Here is a 16,237-nt window from a genome sequence, read left to right as displayed (position 1 = left end):
CTGTAAAGAGCAAACCAGGCTCGTTGGTCGAAATCACCCCCAAGAAGAGCGAAAAACCGCGGGGGAAGCGCCCCCGCGGTGTATGTGCGTCATCTGCGATAGACAGACGAGTTATCCATTTTTCTTTTTCATATTTCGTTCTTTCAGGTTTACCCAAATTTGCGCCGCGATAAAGATCGAGGAGTACGTACCGCTCACCAGACCGAACAAGAGGGCCAGGGAGAAGTTGCGAATGCTCTCGCTTCCCAGCACGGCCAGAGCCAATGCTGTGAAGAATACGGTCGCTACCGTGTATACGGAACGGCGCATCGTTTGCCAGAGTGACACGTTGACCAGATGCTCCAGATCCGGAATGGTTTTGGACTTCATCGTTCTCAGGTTTTCCCGAATCCGGTCAAAAATAACGATCTTGTCGTTGATCGAGTAACCGAGAATCGTCAACAGCGCTGCGATGAACGTAATGTCCACTTCCAGCCTGAATACCGAGAAGAGCGCAATCGGGATAAACACGTCATGGATCAGCCCGATGACGGTGGCAATCCCGAACAACCATTGAAAGCGGATCGCGATGTAGATGACGATCCCGATCGCAGCAATCGAAACGGCGATCGCCGCCTTCTTCACCATTTCACGGGCAATCGCTGGATCGACGGAAGAAACCTGCTTGGTGACCTGATCCCCAAACTTTTTCTTCAAGGCTGTTTCCAGCTTCATCATGGTATCCGACGAAATCGTTTGGTCAAAGCGGGTGAAAGCCTGGTTCGTCCCGTAAGGCGTCACTTTCGTAAAGACGACGTCCGGAACCTCCTGCTTGATGACCGTCTCTACGTCTTCAGGGTTGAATTGTTTACCGATAAACAGGTCGAGACGCGTACCTGCTTTAAAGTCAACACCGAGGTGCATGCCCGAGAACAGAATGAACAGCAATCCCAAAATAATAATCACGGAAGAACCGATAAAAAACTTCCGGCGGTTCTTTACGATGTCAAAGCGGACAACCGTGTTTTCTGCATTAAAGCTCACCGATCTCACTCTCCTTTACTCCGAACCAGAACGGCTTTTTAAACATGTTGGAACGGACTACCAGCCAAAGGAGGAAGCGAGACCCAAACACGTTGGTGATGATGCTGACGATGATCGTCATGGCCAGGACCACGGCAAAGCCTTGAACGGAGCTCGTACCGAAGTAGAACAGGACGCCTGTGGCGATCAGCGTCGTCACATGTGCGTCGATAATCGTAATCAGGGAACGTCGTTCGCCGGCACGGAAAGCGGACAGAATCGTTTTTCCGGAGCGAATTTCTTCCTGGATCCGTTCGTACGTAATGATGTTCGCGTCGACCGCGATCCCGACCGCCAGAATGAAGCCGGCAATCCCCGGCAGCGTGAGCGTCGCGTGCATCCAGTCAAGCACGACCATACAGAAGTAGGTAAACCCTGCCAACGTGATGTTCGCGATCATGCCAGGCATCCGATAGACGAACAGCATGAACAGGAAGATCAACGCCGCGCCGATATACCCGGCATAGACCGTCTTTTGCAGAGCCAAAGCACCCAGCGTAGCGCCTACTGACGTTACTTGCTTCTCGGTCAGCTTCGCTGGCATGGCGCCGGAGTTCAGCAGGTCAGCCAATTCTTGGGCGGACTCTTGCGTGTAGTTACCCGTGATCTGTGCGCTGCCTCCCGTGATGACCGCCTGAATGGTCGGATTGGTTTGCAAGTTTTCATCCAGGTAAATCGCCATGCGTTTGTGCAAATTCGCACGGGTAACATCTTCCAGCTTTTTCGCATCAGAAAATTTCACGGTAACCAGCGGACGTTTCAAATCGTCGTAACCGACAGCCGCGCCGTTCGGAGCCAAATCGCTTCCGCGCAGGATGGTCTTTCCGGACTCGTCACGGAAGGTCAGCACTGCCGGACGGCCGATCAGCTCGCGAAGCTTGTCCTGATCCGCCGACTGTGACGCGATCTGAACGCGGATCCGGTTTGGAAGTTCGGTAGTGACGACGGGCTCAGCCACGCCACCGATGTTGATGCGCTTCTCAATCATGTGTGCGGTCGACTTCAGCAGCTCGATATCGACCGGGTGATTCGCCTCCAAAGGCTCTACTTCATAAAGAATCTCAAACCCGCCCTGCAGGTCCAGACCGAGTGTGATGTTCTTTGCCACCTGCGTAGTTGTCGTCGCCATGAGTGTACCCAGTAAAGCGACAACGACCAGAAACAGGAGGAATCTTCCCCATTTTATCATCGCAGTAATACCCCTCTTTCTTAAGCAGGGTCCCGCCCTCCGACGGGAAACCAATATGCCCATTATAGCGAAGTATGAAAAAACGTGTCAATTATTGCTGGAAAGGCGAACCATGGTAACCAACCCCTTATCCTGGCGGATTCTCTTACATACGGATACCGGGCAAGAAAGTTTCATCATGAATTGCGATACATTTGAATCATCAGGTAGTTCATGTACTTGTTTGGCTTCAGGGACAGGACGTCATTGACCAGGCGGTGCATCGGCGGTATTTCCTTGTACGCATGGCTGACGCACTCCCATACGTCTTCTGCCGTCACATTTTCATAGCCGAGCAGGGCAAACTCCTCCGCCTTGCTTTGGCAAATTCCCGAAACGTGCCGATACCAACGATCTTTTTCCGCTTTGTCCATCTTTTGTTTCCCTCCCCAAAGTAGTCATGCCGACACCGGCACGTCCATATTCTTTACTAAGTGAATTTCCTTGCAAAGGAGCCTTCCATGAGACAGTCATTCTTTTACGGGACGGTCATCCTCATCATCGCAGGCGGCATTACCAAAATCTTCGGCTTTGCCCACAGAATCGTCCTTTCCCGGATCATCGGCTCGGAAGGCATGGGGCTGTATCAGATGGTCGTGCCCCTCCTGTACTTTCTGATCACGGTGACGACATTCGGGCTCCCTGTCGCCATCGCCAAGCAAGTGGCTGAGACGGAAGCCGCCAATAACCCACGCTTGACGCGCCGCTTCCTGATCCTGGCGCTCTCGGTGGCAGGCGGCATCAGCTTGGTGGTCTGCTCGATTCTCCTGTTGTTTTCCCGCTGGATTTCCAGTGGCCTGTTTGCCGACCCCCGTGCGCACATCGTCATGCTGGCCGCGATTCCCGTCATTCCGATCGCCAGCATTTCCCTCGTGCTGAGAGGTTACTTCCAGGGCAAGCAAAACATGGTACCAACAGCGGTATCCGGACTGGTGGAACAGGTCGTGAGGATGGCACTGGTCGTCGTCATGACCATCTCGTTTCTATCTGCAGGCGTGGAATACGCGACTGCAGGGGCCGTCGCCAGCATCATCTGTGGAGAGGCAGCGGGACTTCTGTACATTCTGTGGCAGTACCGGAAAGGAAGCAAAAAAACCGCCGCCAAGCTCCTCACGGTACCTTTGTACCAGGCGGTTTCCGCGACAAAAGCAAGTCTGCGCCAATTAATTCACGTGGCCCTGCCGGTTACCATGAGCCGGATAATCGGTTCGATCGCTTACGTGCTGGAGCCGATGATCGTACCCATGGCGCTCGTTCTCGCAGGCTATTCTACCTCGAATGCTACGGGACTGTACGGACAATTCGCGGGCATGGCCGTACCGCTTTTGATGTTCCCCACTTTTCTTACGTATTCCTTGTCCGTTTCTCTCGTTCCTGCCGTAGCGGAGGCCGCCTATCAAAATAATGCTCCCCTCGTGCATCGTCGCATCTATCAATCGATGCGGATCACACTCGTGATAGGAGCACCCTGCACGGTATTGCTGACGATTTTCGCCGAGCCGCTGTGCGGACTGATCTACGGAACGCAGTTCAAGGAAGTCGGCATCCTGCTCAAAGAGATGGCCCCGTTTTCGGTCTTCCTCTTCTTTCAGGCGCCGCTTGCCGCCGCCTTGCAGGGCCTGGACTTCGCTCAGGTCGTCTTCCGCAACACCTTGATCGGTGCTATCGTCAAGACGGCCGCCATGTTTCTCTTTACCGCTCAGCCCGCCTTTGGCATTCACGGTGCCGTCATCGCTTTGAATATCGGCATCACGCTCGTCACGCTGCTGCACTTCGCCAGCCTGATCAAAAAAATCGGCTTTACCATCAATTTCGCCGAATTCGGCAAAATCGGGGCAGCGATGCTTGCGATGGGCTACGCCGGCTCATATATGGCCAAACATTGGTTTGCCGATGAGCACGTGGGACGGCTCCTGCTCGTCTGCACGGCTGCGAGCACCATGCTTTACCTCGTGCTGCTCGTGGCGATGAGAGTGCTGGGCAAACAAGATGTCCGCCGAATCCCCTGGATCGGCGAACAACTGGCCGTGTTTTTTCCTCGCCGCTGATGTCACTGCAGCGGCGATTTGTCTTTTTTGTCCAAGTACATGATCCCTCGATCATCGATGCTGCAAAACGACACTTCCCTGATGTCTTTGATGCCGTACTTGCGGATTTCCCGCTTGAGCCACAGCTCATTTTGCCCGATTTTGCGCAGCGCTTCACTCCGGACTTTCCCATCGAGGATGAGCGGAATCGGCAGCCCTTTGTAGGTCACGGTACCGACAGGATTGCTTCTCGGGATCTGCAGATCCTCCCGGGTGACCGGCTCTTTCGGCTGCTTCAGAAAGACGCTCATCTGTCCGGTCGGCTCCAGCAATGCGAATTCCACATCGGCAATGTTCTTCACGTTTTTCTGCCGCAGGTGCACCATGAGATCGTCCATGTTCAGACGGTTTCTCCGCAGCGCATGCTCCCTGATTTCCCCGTTTTCGATAATGATGTCGGCGGAGCCGTCCACCACGTCCCGGATCTTTTTGTTCTTCAGGGAAATGTACGCCATGACGATTTCCAAAAGAGCAATCAGCAGCATCGGTATGTAATACAGAAAGGCCGGTTTATTGACGTCTTCGATCGCCAGCACGGCCATCTCTGCAAGCATGATGGAGATGACAACATCGAAAACAGACATCTTCCCCAGTTCCCGTTTTCCCATCAGGCGCAAGATCACCAGCAGAAACAGGTACGAAAACAGGGTGCGGAGCAACGCTGTTGACAGGTCTTCCACAAGGACGCCCCCCTCTGGACATTTGCTACTAGTCATTTGCTTTGAGGGGGGCAACTATTAGAGCCAATTACAGCCACTTGCGCTTGCGGAAGATGTGCAGCATGGCAAACGTCATCGCGAGCATAATGACCAGTGCCACGACCAGCATGTACGGCTCTGCCTCTTCACCCAGCCAAGCGAAGGTGTTCATCCCGAACAGGCCCGTTATGAACGTAAGCGGCAGAATGATCGTGGAAATGATGGTGAGCACTCGCATCGTTTCCGTCGTTTTGGCGCTGATGATCGTATAGTACGTATCCAAAGCGCCGTTCACCAGATCGCGGAACGTCTCAGTCGAGTCTGCGATCCGCTCCAGATGGTCGGTCAAGTCACTGTAAAACGGAACGTTCTCCTCGGAAATATCAAATGAATAACGGCCATTCACATTCGCAAAAATGCGCTTCTGCGGCATAATCACGCGACGAATCAAAATAATCGTTCGCTTCAGCGCCAAGAATTCTTCCGTGATCTCTTCCATTTGATGCTCGTAAATTTCGTCTTCCAGCTCGTCAATCCGCACACTGATCCGGTCGATGATGGGGAAATACTCATCGGTGATCCCGTCCACGATCGCGTACAACAAATAATCCGGTCCGCGATTGAGGAACGAAATATTGCGGTGGCACATAGCTGCGATCCGGCCGATGGTGTTCATCGGTGATTTGTGGATCGTGACGATGTAGTTCGGTCCGAGAAATACGTTCAGCTCTACTGTCGTAATTTCGTCATCGCTTTCTTCGTTGTAACGCAGGGCGTGAAAGACGAAGAAATAGTAATCGTCGTACTTGTCTACCTTAGCACGCGGACTGACGTGCAGGCAGTCCTCAATTGCCAGCGGGTGAAAGTCGAAGATCTTGGCAATATAGGGAAGCTCGTTGTTGCCCACGTCGTACAGATCGATCCAGAGCAGGTCCTCCGGTGATTTCAGCCATTGATCCTTGGTTGCCAGATCAACGTCGTGAAACATCTTCTGTTCAGAGTGGTTGTAAAAGTACGTTTTAATCATCTTTCCTCACCCCCGTCTTGTTCCCCATCCATCATACGAAAATTCCTTTCAATGTTCAACGCGAAGATGAATACGTGGACCAAGCCTTTCATATAGATGGTACAAACAGTTGACCAGTGAGGGGGTTATACCGTGCGAAGTGCTTCCACCTCTGTGCTGACAGGTCTTTTGTATACGCTCGGTCTCGTCTTGATCGGAGCGCTGCTTGCCACCTTTCTTCTTAGTTTTACCAATTTGCGCGAAAGCTCGCTGCCTTATTTTACGTACGTGATTAACGCTATCGGGCTGTTGATTGGCGGGTATGTGACAGGGCGGCGCTGCGGAGGGAGAGGCTGGTACTATGGAGGGCTGACCGGACTGACCTATTTCATTCTCGTGCTGCTCATCGGTTTTCTCGGCTTTGATGCTCCGATGAAGTGGGGAACGCTCCTCTACCTGATCGCCGCCTTTGCCCTGGCCGGTGTCGGCGGCATTCTCGGCGTCAATTCTATCAACTCCAGCCACAAGCCCAGAGGAGTCAAGCCGAGACGATAGCTGACGGCCACACCCGCAAAAGGTCGGATTCACACATGGAAAAAGCAGATGGGCTGCCCCATCTGCTTTTTCTTTATGATGATTATTTCGCTTCTTCGCTCGCTTCTTCCGCTTTGACAGGTTCCGCTTTCGCAGGCTCTGTCTTCGCAGGAGCCGCATTGCTCGCGGAAACCACACTGTTGATCGCGCCGCGGTCGAACGTCACGTTTACGTTGTGGGCTACGCGCAGGGTCACTGTGTCGTCTGTCAGATCTTGAATGGTTCCGTGCATGCCGCCGATGGTGACGATCTTGTCACCCTTTTTCACAGCGGCCAGCATGGCGTTGCGCTGCTTCGCCTTCTTTTGCTGCGGACGAATCAGCAGGAAGTAAAAGATCACAAACATGATGATAATCGGTAAAAAATTTGTCAAGCCATCCATGTAAATCCCCCTCGATTAAAAAGATCTATCTTCACCCAATCCATATTGAGCGAAAAACTGGTCGCGGAAATCTTGCAAACGGTCTTCGGCAATCGCCTGGCGGACATTCTCCATCAGCTTCACGAGGAAGTGCAGATTGTGATACGTCGTCAAACGAATCCCGAAGGTTTCCTCCGACTTGACCAGATGTCGGATGTAAGCACGAGTATAATTCTTGCAGGTGTAGCAATCGCAATTCGGATCCAGCGGGGTAAAATCCCGGGCGTACTTCGCATTGCGAATCACCAAGCGTCCCTGGCTTGTCATGCACGTCCCATTTCGGGCGATGCGTGTAGGCAGTACGCAGTCGAACATGTCGATTCCGCGTATGGCGCCGTCGATCAAAGCGTCAGGCGATCCAACTCCCATCAAGTAGCGCGGCTTGTTCGCCGGCAGCAGCGGAACCGTGCTCTCCAAGACCTCGTACATCAACGAGAAAGGCTCCCCTACGCTCAGTCCGCCGACCGCGTAACCCGGAAAGTCCATGGAAACGAGATCGCGGGCACTTTGTGCGCGCAGATCGTGGTACATCCCGCCCTGTACGATGCCAAACAGCGCCTGCTCATTCGGGCGTGTGTGCGCTTTCAGGCAGCGCTCTGCCCAACGGGTGGTACGCTCCATCGATTTCTGGACGTAATCGTAGTCCGCCGGATAAGGAGCGCACTCATCAAACGCCATGAAAATATCGGCACCAAGCGCATTTTGGATCTGGGTGGCCTCTTCCGGACCGATAAACAGCTTCTCCCCGTTCAGATGGGAACGGAAGGAAACCCCCTCTTCCGTTATTTTGCGCAAATTGCTCAAACTAAAGACCTGAAAGCCGCCGGAATCCGTCAGAATCGCGCGGTCCCAGTTCATGAATCCGTGCAGCCCGCCCGCTTCCCGAACAATTTCATGTCCAGGACGCAAAAACAGATGGTACGTATTGCTGAGAATAATCCCTGCGCCCATCGCCTTGAGCTCTTCAGGGCTCATGGTTTTTACCGTTGCCTGCGTGCCGACCGGCATAAAGACAGGGGTGTCGATCGTCCCGTGCGGCGTATGCAGTTTGCCGAGACGTGCACCGGTTTGCTTGCATGTTTTGATCAATTCGTAGCGTACAGCCAACTCTTTGCACTCCTCAAGCTATGTATGTAAGTCTTACCTATTATAAGAAAATCTCTCAATGAAGTAAACCCACATACCCGCGGGATATATAATCGAATACGAATATGTTCGATTTTTTTACAAAATCAGCATGGCATCGCCAAAACTGAAGAAGCGGTACTCTTCCTGCACGGCACTCTTGTATGCGCGCATGACGTTGTCTTTTCCCGCCAAGGCGCTCACGAGCATTACCAGCGTCGACTTGGGCAAATGGAAGTTCGTCAAAAGTCCGTCCAGAATGGAGAAGGTGTACCCTGGATAAATGAAGATGTCGGTCCAGCCCGAAGTTGCCGTCAGCTTGCCGCCGTTCGCCTTTCCGACAGTCTCCAGCGTCCTGCAGGAGGTGGTGCCGACTGCGATTACCCTTCTGCCCTGCTCCTTGGCGCTGTTGACGATCCGGACTGTCTCTTCCGGAATCTCATAGTATTCTGCGTGCATGACGTGCTCTTCCACATTGTCTGAAGAGACCGGCCGAAACGTTCCAAGGCCCACGTGAAGCGTGATGTACGCAAGCTGAACGCCCTTCGCCGCGATCTGCTCCAGGTACGGCTTCGTGAAATGCAGGCCAGCCGTCGGAGCGGCGGCAGACCCTCGCTCGCGGGCGTAAACAGTCTGATAGCGCTCCTTGTCTTCCAACTGCGCGTGAATGTACGGCGGCAGCGGCATGGACCCTAACTGGTCAAGAATCTCGTAAAAAATCCCTTCATATCGGAATCGGACGATCCGCCCGCCCGTCTCGGTCACGTCTTCGCACACACAGCTCAAGAGACCGTTGCCGAAGACGATCTCCGTCCCCGGCTTTACTCGTTTTCCGGGCTTCACCAACGTTTCCCACCGATCGTCGCCGAGAGATTTGAGCAACAGCACTTCGATCTTTGCTCCGGTCTCTACCTTCTCCCCGATCAGCCTCGCCGGGAGCACACGGCTGTCGTTCATGACGAGCACATCGCCCGGGACGAGATGATCGATCAGATCCGTAAAGCGCTGATGGATGATCTCTCCCGTTTCTTTCCGAAGAACCAGCAACCGGGAAGAAGTCCGCTCTTCCAACGGGTGCTGGGCAATCAAATGCTCTGGCAGTTCAAAATCAAATTGCTGCACGTCCACGATGTCGTTCTCCTTTTATCCGAATTCTTATGCCTTATCGGCTTACGGCTCGATTGTTACATCCTGGTAATAGTGTTGCAAGATCTCCTTGTAGTCATACCCGCTCTCCGCCATCGCCTTCGCTCCGTACTGGGAGACGCCGAGGCCATGGCCAAATCCGTTGCCACGAAACAGGAACTGTTGGGTCTTGCTGGCCACACGCCAATCATCCGCCCCCCGGTAAATCAGGAACTGGTCGTTGTAGCCGTTCGCCGACACAGCGTAATTGTCCGCACCGACCACTTGCACATCGCGTCCTGCAGGATGGCTCATGCTTTTGCCGTTCGCACCCAGAATCGTAAACGTCCCCATTTCCTCCACGTCAAACTTTGTGCTGCGCAGCGAGCTGGCCCCCTGCTGGAAAACCGTCCGGTACGAATCCGGCGACGAAACGGCTACTTTGGTGCCGTCCGCCTCCATCTCCAGCACCCGTCCGGATGGCCCGCGCTCCGTCACCCGCAACGTTTTCAGCGAGGAGGAGACTTGAGGAGCCTTGTTTTTGGCTTGTGTCGCATTTACCATCCCGGCAACTTCCGCTGGCGTGTACGGCCCACGGGTCCAGGAGTACGCATTTTCTTCCGGCTCTTCGGCTACGATCGTCACTTCCGCTCCGATCGGCAGCGTCGAAAGCACGCGGTGGTAGGCGGTGCTCGGACCCGAGCGAAGGTTCGTGTTGTCTGTGCTCACGACTGCATAGCGGAGCCCGACAGCATTGGAATCCCCGGTGGCTCTGACCAGATCGCTCCGGATGTACCCGAGAGTGCCGTCCGCCAGGGAAACGAGGTACCAGACCTTGGCCTGCTCCAGCGGATACGTATCGTCGCTCATGACAGGACGCAGGTAAGGCACTGGATTTCCCCATACCTCCGTCCCATCCGCAGTCATCCCCCCTGCATTGGAATAGAACAGGGACTCGGCGATCTTCCCTTGATAGTAAATGACTTCGCCTTCCGTATCGTCCACCGCTTTGCGGATGTCTTTCGATTCTTTTGTATAGCCGTAGTACGCTTGCTCGTAAACTGTGTCAGACAGGTTCGCCACGCCGTACTTGTTGCCCGTTCCGACAGCTCTGGTACGAGCGAGCACAGCTTGTGTCTTGAGGGCTTCAATCGGCCAGCCCGGAGCCATTTCCGAACCGACGACCCCATACAAATATTCCTCCATCGACAGCTCGTTGACAAGTGTCAGGTGGCCTTTGTAATCAGACACTTCCATTTCTCCCCGATACGTCCGGTTTTCACGCTCGACCACCCCGATCAGGGAGGGGGAACCGGCTTTATTCGGTTCGATGGTGAGCTTCACGGTTGGCGAAAAGACGTACTTCCAAATCGGATCCCTGGAGCCGAAGACGTCTTGCTTCAGCACTACGTACGATTTGCTCGCAGGCTGGCGGTACGAAAAGCCCGGGACTTCGGCAGCTGCCTTTTTCGCCAAGGCGTTCAGCCCGTCCTGGCTCACCTCGTCCCCGATCCATACGGCGTAGGAGGCTTTGCCGTTGTCTGCCACCAGCACTGGATAGGCCGAAATTCCGGATGCCCCGAAAATCTCTTGCCAATCCTGGGCTTCCTTGAGGCTGTTGAAGCGGCCCGCCTCCAAGCGGAGCGGCCCTTTGACAGCCGGCTGCTGGCCCGTTGCCGAGGCGATCGTCTTGGCCTGGTTTGCCGCAGCCTGGTACGTTCCGTAGCTTCCGCTCACCACCTGGTAAACGACTTGTCCTCCCCGCCTCGCTACCTGGATGCTGCCTTCGTATTTGCGCTGACTCAGTTGCTGCGCCACTTGCTGGGCACGGTTCCAGTCGCTTGTCTCCGCTACGATCAAGTGGAACTCGTCCACCCGAAAGCGCGCGTCGTCGCCGCCGAGCCCCGGCAGCTTCGCCTTTCCTTCCGGCCCTGACAGCGTCACTTCCATTCCTTTTTCCGTCGTGAGTGTGACGGCCGGGACCACGCCACGGTAGCCCTGTCCCGTGTCGACAAACAGCGCCACCCGGATGTTTTTATTCGCAGCTTGTGCAGGAGTGTACCCCCCGAGCAGAACAGCCGATATCAGACCCGCTGAAAGGACTTTTCCCATCCATTTCTTCCACATGTCGTCCTTTGTCCTTCCCTTCCTTGGAAATGTCGAAAATTAGCATCTTCTCCCATGTTTTTCGACAATACCAGGCTGTTCTCCTGCCTTTTTCGCAAATTGGGATTCTTGCGATTGGGCGTTTCCTCTATGGGAAACGCACAAAAAAACCATTGGGAAGGAAATCCCAATGGTTTTTCATTTGAACAGCCGAAACAGGTAAGTCGCCAGTGACAGTACGATACTGATGACGATGCAGGTGACGACCGGGAAGTAAAACTTCACGTTTTCTTTCTCCACCACGATGTCGCCGGGCAGCCTGCCGAGCGGCAAAAAGCGGCCGCCCACCTGCCACAAGAGTCCGATCACAATCAAAACGGCACCGCCGATGACGAGCAGCTTGGCTATCGGATTCACTCTTTCATCTCCCGACCAAAATGTTGGTATGCGCTTTGCGTCAGCACGCGCCCGCGCGGGGTGCGCTGCATGAAACCGATCTGCATCAGGTATGGCTCGCACACATCCTCGATCGTCTGCGACTCTTCGCCGATCGTCGCCGCGATCGTGTCCAGCCCCACCGGTCCGCCATCGAAGCGGTCGATGATGGCCAGCAGCAGCTTGTGGTCGATATGGTCAAGCCCGCAGGCGTCTACTTGCAGCCTCTCCAGCGCTTCCTGGGCGATCTCTGTCGTAATGACGCCTTCGCCTTTGACTTGCGCGAAATCACGGACCCGCTTGAGCAAACGGTTGGCGACACGTGGGGTGCCTCGCGAGCGCTTGGCGATCTCTTCGGCTCCGCCTTCGCGAATGATCACCTGCAAAATGTCCGCTGCCCGCGACACGATGAATGCCAGCTCCGGCACCGTGTAAAACTCCAGGCGGTTGACCACGCCGAAACGGTCCCGCAGCGGCGCAGAAAGCATGCCGGCCCGCGTCGTCGCTCCGACCAGCGTGAACGGCGGCAGATCCAGGCGGACGCTGCGCGCGCTCGGGCCTTTCCCGATGATGATGTCCAGCGCGAAGTCCTCCATCGCCGGATAAAGCACTTCCTCCACACTGCGGTTCAGCCTGTGGATCTCGTCGATAAAGAGGACGTCCCCCTCCTGCAAATTGGTCAGGATGGCGGCGAGATCTCCCGGCCGTTCGATAGCGGGGCCGGAGGTAGTCCGAATGTTCACTCCGAGCTCATTGGCGATGATTTGCGACAGCGTCGTTTTGCCCAAGCCCGGCGGTCCGTACAGCAGCACATGGTCCAGGGACTCTTTGCGCATCTTGGCTGCTTCAATGAAAATTTTCAAGTTTTCCTTGACCTGCTGCTGTCCGATGTACTCGTTCAAATAGCGAGGACGGAGGCTCAGCTCCGCTGCATCTTCCTCCCAATCCATCTGGGTAGTAATGATTCGCTGATCCACAGTCTTACCCCCTCATGAGCAGCGCGAGCCCTTGCTTGATGAGCTTTTCGACGCCGTCGCCCTCTTTGGATTTCTCGGACAGCGCATTTCTGATTTTTTGCAGCTCGCCCTCCGAATAGCCGAGGGCACCCAACGCTTCCAAGGCTTCATTCAGAGCTGAGACGGCCGCCTCTCCCGCTGTCAGGTCTCCCGCCGCCACGGTCAAGATCGCAGACGGCGTATACCCTACCAGTTTATCCTTCAGGTCCAGGATGATCCGTTGCGCCGTCTTTTTCCCGATGCCAGGGAATTTCGTCAAGTAGGTGACGTTCTCCTGTTGTACGGCCATCACGATCTGCTCGGGCGTAGCCGCCGCCAGAATGGCCAGAGCCCCCTTCGGTCCGATGCCGTTTACGTCGAGGAGCTTGCGGAAAAGGTCCCGTTCGTCGCGGGTCGCAAAGCCGTAGAGCAGAATCGCATCCTCCCGCACGTGATGATGCGTGTAGTACTTGGCTCTGTGCCCTTCATGGCGGACAAACTGGTACGGGTTCGGGCAAAACAGCCGGTAGCCGATGCCTCCCGTCTCGACGACTATGTATTCCGAATCGAGGTAGCAAAGCGTACCTTCCACAAAATCAATCATTTCTGAACTCCTTCCGAAATGGAAATAAACGCGCGGAACTGTGCGTGCGTAATGGCAATTCCCAGCGCATCCGCCACATCGTCGGGCTTCGGCACTTCCTTTAGCCGCAAAAGAAGCTTCGTCATTTCCTGAATCTGTTTTTTCTCTGCTCCCCCGTATCCGGTCACCGCCTGCTTCACCTGCATCGGGGTGTACTCGTAGACGGGGACCCCCGCCATCTCGGCCGCAAGCAAGATGACGCCCCGCGCCTGCCCCACCGTAAAAGCGGTCGTCACGTTTTTGTTGAAAAACAGCTTTTCCACTGACATTTCATCGGGGCGATATGTCTCAATCAAGCTCTGCATCGCTTCGAAAATTTGCTTGAGCCGGAGCGGCACAGGCAATCCGGCTTCCGTCTGGATGCTTCCATACTGTACGGGACGAAGCTGGCTTCCTTGTTTATCCACTACCCCAAACCCGACGATCGCGATGCCGGGGTCGATTCCTAAGATGCGCATGACCCACTCTCCGTGTACAAGTTTCTACCTTCTACTGTAACACAAAGCGGCCGAAAAGCGAACGTGCATTTCCATCCGCATACGAAGAAGCCCGCCCCCTGCGAAGGGAACGGGCTATACGGCGTCTTTCCTCTAGTGTTTGTTCAATCCTTGCAAATCCGAGACATCATGCTGCATGTGGGCGTAGTCGTCGACGACGTCCTGCATGTGGCTTTGAATCATGTTGATTCGCCGATAGTCGAGCTTGTTGTGTCCCTGATTCAATTGAACGTACAAACGCTGGTGGAACTGGTCTTTGTAGCTACCTCTAGGCATTGTAGACACGCTAAAAGACTCCTCCTTAAAAGAGCGCCGTATGAAAACAGTATGGCGTATCAGCTGTGGCCCTATGATGGCAAGATTTGCTCGTCATTTCTTTTTTGCCGTGGAAACACTATCGGAGTGGAGGTGACAAAAGGTGCGTCAATCAAAGCAGCTCTGGCTGCCCATTCTGTTGACTTTCCTCATCTTATCCTTGGTTCCGGGCAGGGCGGAAGCGGCTCAGGAAAACGATATCGTCATCTCCGTATCGGTTTCTCCCGACTCGCCGTTTGTCTCGACGCTGGCTTTCCATGAACACCGGGCCTTCATTCGCGAATTGCTCCGGTCCCCTGCAGTCCCTGCACGCCTGCAGGATCACTGGATCCGTGCCCAGATCAAGGTGAAAGGGCGAACGTTCTCCTACGATTATGAAGGACGGCTGTACGACAAGAGCAAGTCGCGCAGGTACCTGCTATCGGGGTCGCTGGCTCAGCGATTGGAGGAATACGTGCGGACCGTCGAAAAAGCTCACTACGGCCAACCGGTCCCTTGGGAGAAAGTCAAGTATGCATTTGCGAAAATGAAGTACGCCACGGTCGTCGATCTGGAGACGGGCGAACGTTTTTTGGTACAGCGCCGGGCCGGCAGCCGCCACGCCGATGTGCAGCCCCTCACGAAGAGCGACACCCGGATCATGAAGCATATTTACCAAGGAAAATGGAGCTGGAAGCGTCGGGCGATCCTCGTCGAAGTCGACGGTGTGTACTATGCCGCGTCCATGCACGGGATGCCGCATGGGGCTGGCGCCATCGCAGGCAACGATTTTCCCGGGCACTTTTGCATCCACTTTTCCGGCAGCTCGACTCACCGCCGCAAGGAACCGGACCCCAGCCACAGTCTGATGATTCTCAAAGCATCGGGCACGCTGCCCCAGACGATTATGAATGCGGCTCCCGAAGATTTGGTCGGCTACTTTCTCACGTCCTTGAATGAGCACGACGAACACACCTTGCGAATGACGACGGATGGCGCTCCATTGCCGGAAGCGCTGCGAGACATCGAATCGGTCCGAAAGCCGAAGGAGATCCTTCCTTCCGAACAGTCCGGTCCGCTGATCGCGGAGATCGCTCTCCGAGTCGACTACACGAAGCGGAGCGGCAAAGGGCGTTCCGGAAAGTGGACGTTTCTCCTGCTGCGCGATGCGCCCTGGGAGCGATGGCAAATCGTAGAGGTGAACATCCGGTGACGACAGGCAAAAGGCAAAGGCTGCCCATTTTGAGGCAGCCTTGTTTACTCTTCGCTCAATTGAAATTCGCCGTAAGTGGAAAGGACGCTGTTGTACTCCGCAAGGTCGTGCACCCGTATTCCCCGTTTCAGGCTCTCTACTTCTTCTTTTGGCAAACTCGCTTCCATCTTGGCCGTGTTGATCCGGTAAAAGGTCTGCACGACCTCCTGATCGGAAGGTACTCCGTGAAACAGTGTAAGCATCCCGTCGGCCGACAGGCCAAAATGGCCGTTCTCCTTGCACTCGGGTGAAATATCGTGTTCCCGCTTCATCAAAATCAGCTTTCCGGAATCTCCCGACACGATCTCCCAGCCTTTGTAATCGGCCATCGTTTCTGCGAGATGCTTAGCCTCTACCGGCCGATGTTCTTCATTTCGCACCCCGCACAAATAGCTGCGGGCGAGTACCAAATCGTAGGAGCCTGCCGAGGCCATTAGCGTTTTGCCCGGACTCCCCGCTACCAGTCTTGTCCATACGCCTGGCTCTTTGCCGTCGCCCTGCGCGAGGGCAATGCCCGCAACCAGCCCCGTCGCCAGTGCGAGAGCCCACGAGGCGTACACCATCCCTTTTTTCTTCATCATACGATTGAACCCCTTCTCTTGCCTTTTCTTCCTATTCTGGCCAGCAAAGAAGGAGCGCATACATGAATCTCTCAAGATTCGCATCTTT

18 protein-coding genes are annotated in these 16,237 nt (G+C 54.8%); 3 read left to right on the top strand and 15 right to left on the bottom strand.

Annotated elements, in window-relative coordinates; genetic code table 11:
• Positions 1-111: 111 nt before the first annotated feature.
• The 3 genes from secF to RGB73_RS10635 all read right to left on the bottom strand — a co-directional run bounded on the left by secF (position 112) and on the right by RGB73_RS10635 (position 2,664).
• Positions 112-1,023, bottom strand: coding sequence for a protein translocase subunit SecF (secF, locus tag RGB73_RS10645; protein ID WP_310771711.1), 912 nt, complete (start codon positions 1,021-1,023; stop codon positions 112-114).
• Positions 1,013-2,251, bottom strand: a complete 1,239-nt coding sequence (secD, locus tag RGB73_RS10640) for a protein translocase subunit SecD (protein WP_310771710.1) — start codon at positions 2,249-2,251, stop codon at positions 1,013-1,015. The genes secF and secD overlap by 11 nt, the downstream gene beginning before the upstream one ends.
• Before the next feature lie 176 nt (positions 2,252-2,427).
• A complete protein-coding gene (locus RGB73_RS10635) occupies positions 2,428-2,664 on the bottom strand; it encodes a post-transcriptional regulator (protein WP_310771708.1) in 237 nt (78 codons plus the stop codon).
• An 87-nt stretch (positions 2,665-2,751) separates the two neighbouring features.
• On the opposite strand from RGB73_RS10635, the gene spoVB reads away from it, so the two are divergent.
• A complete protein-coding gene (gene spoVB / locus RGB73_RS10630) occupies positions 2,752-4,338 on the top strand; it encodes a stage V sporulation protein B (RefSeq protein ID WP_310771707.1) in 1,587 nt (528 codons plus the stop codon).
• A 2-nt stretch (positions 4,339-4,340) separates the two neighbouring features.
• Here the strand turns inward: spoVB and RGB73_RS10625 are convergent, their stop codons facing one another.
• Both RGB73_RS10625 and corA read right to left on the bottom strand, forming a co-directional pair.
• Positions 4,341-5,093, bottom strand: a complete 753-nt coding sequence (locus RGB73_RS10625) for a DUF421 domain-containing protein (RefSeq protein ID WP_396136184.1) — start codon at positions 5,091-5,093, stop codon at positions 4,341-4,343.
• Between the two features lie 31 nt (positions 5,094-5,124).
• Positions 5,125-6,102, bottom strand: coding sequence for a magnesium/cobalt transporter CorA (gene corA, locus RGB73_RS10620; RefSeq protein ID WP_310771703.1), 978 nt, complete (start codon positions 6,100-6,102; stop codon positions 5,125-5,127).
• A 132-nt stretch (positions 6,103-6,234) separates the two neighbouring features.
• Here corA and RGB73_RS10615 point away from each other — a divergent pair, with 132 nt between their 5' ends.
• Positions 6,235-6,636 (top strand): TIGR04086 family membrane protein, encoded by a 402-nt coding sequence (locus RGB73_RS10615; RefSeq protein WP_310771701.1) that lies wholly within the window; start codon positions 6,235-6,237, stop codon positions 6,634-6,636.
• Positions 6,637-6,718: 82 nt separating this feature from the next.
• Here RGB73_RS10615 and yajC read toward each other — a convergent pair whose 3' ends face one another.
• The 9 genes from yajC to RGB73_RS10570 form a co-directional block, all read right to left on the bottom strand.
• Complete coding sequence (gene yajC, locus RGB73_RS10610) at positions 6,719-7,057, bottom strand: preprotein translocase subunit YajC (RefSeq protein WP_310771699.1); 339 nt, start codon at positions 7,055-7,057, stop codon at positions 6,719-6,721.
• Between the two features lie 15 nt (positions 7,058-7,072).
• Entirely contained in the window at positions 7,073-8,203 is a 1,131-nt protein-coding gene (tgt, locus tag RGB73_RS10605) for a tRNA guanosine(34) transglycosylase Tgt (protein ID WP_310771697.1), read from the bottom strand.
• 117 nt (positions 8,204-8,320) lie between these two features.
• Complete coding sequence (gene queA / locus RGB73_RS10600) at positions 8,321-9,349, bottom strand: tRNA preQ1(34) S-adenosylmethionine ribosyltransferase-isomerase QueA (RefSeq protein ID WP_310771696.1); 1,029 nt, start codon at positions 9,347-9,349, stop codon at positions 8,321-8,323.
• 42 nt (positions 9,350-9,391) lie between these two features.
• Positions 9,392-11,473 carry a SpoIID/LytB domain-containing protein gene (locus RGB73_RS10595; RefSeq protein ID WP_310771694.1) on the bottom strand — a complete coding sequence of 694 codons (2,082 nt, stop codon included), beginning with the start codon at positions 11,471-11,473 and terminating at the stop codon, positions 9,392-9,394.
• 177 nt (positions 11,474-11,650) lie between these two features.
• On the bottom strand, positions 11,651-11,869 hold the full coding sequence (locus tag RGB73_RS10590; RefSeq protein WP_310771692.1) for a DUF2905 domain-containing protein: 219 nt from the start codon (positions 11,867-11,869) through the stop codon (positions 11,651-11,653).
• Positions 11,866-12,864, bottom strand: a complete 999-nt coding sequence (gene ruvB / locus RGB73_RS10585) for a Holliday junction branch migration DNA helicase RuvB (RefSeq protein WP_310771690.1) — start codon at positions 12,862-12,864, stop codon at positions 11,866-11,868. Before ruvB ends, RGB73_RS10590 begins: the two co-directional genes overlap by 4 nt.
• Positions 12,865-12,868: 4 nt before the next feature.
• The gene (gene ruvA / locus RGB73_RS10580; protein WP_310771688.1) at positions 12,869-13,486 is read right to left on the bottom strand and encodes a Holliday junction branch migration protein RuvA; all 618 of its coding nucleotides are present in this window, start codon (positions 13,484-13,486) and stop codon (positions 12,869-12,871) included.
• Positions 13,483-13,983: a crossover junction endodeoxyribonuclease RuvC gene (gene ruvC, locus RGB73_RS10575; RefSeq protein ID WP_310771686.1), complete on the bottom strand. Its 501-nt coding sequence runs from the start codon at positions 13,981-13,983 to the stop codon at positions 13,483-13,485. The genes ruvA and ruvC overlap by 4 nt, the downstream gene beginning before the upstream one ends.
• Before the next feature lie 132 nt (positions 13,984-14,115).
• Positions 14,116-14,307, bottom strand: a complete 192-nt coding sequence (locus RGB73_RS10570) for a hypothetical protein (RefSeq protein ID WP_310771685.1) — start codon at positions 14,305-14,307, stop codon at positions 14,116-14,118.
• A 133-nt stretch (positions 14,308-14,440) separates the two neighbouring features.
• On the opposite strand from RGB73_RS10570, the gene RGB73_RS10565 reads away from it, so the two are divergent.
• Positions 14,441-15,529, top strand: coding sequence for a hypothetical protein (locus RGB73_RS10565; RefSeq protein ID WP_310771683.1), 1,089 nt, complete (start codon positions 14,441-14,443; stop codon positions 15,527-15,529).
• 44 nt (positions 15,530-15,573) lie between these two features.
• Here RGB73_RS10565 and RGB73_RS10560 read toward each other — a convergent pair whose 3' ends face one another.
• Positions 15,574-16,149, bottom strand: coding sequence for a BofC C-terminal domain-containing protein (locus tag RGB73_RS10560; RefSeq protein WP_310771681.1), 576 nt, complete (start codon positions 16,147-16,149; stop codon positions 15,574-15,576).
• Positions 16,150-16,237: the final 88 nt, after the last annotated feature.

The sequence above is a fragment of the Brevibacillus brevis genome, assembly GCF_031583145.1.
GTDB classification, from domain to species: Bacteria; Bacillota; Bacilli; order Brevibacillales; family Brevibacillaceae; genus Brevibacillus; species Brevibacillus brevis_E.
Note: the sequence above shows the minus strand (reverse complement) of the source record. Positions and strands in the feature narration are given on the sequence as shown.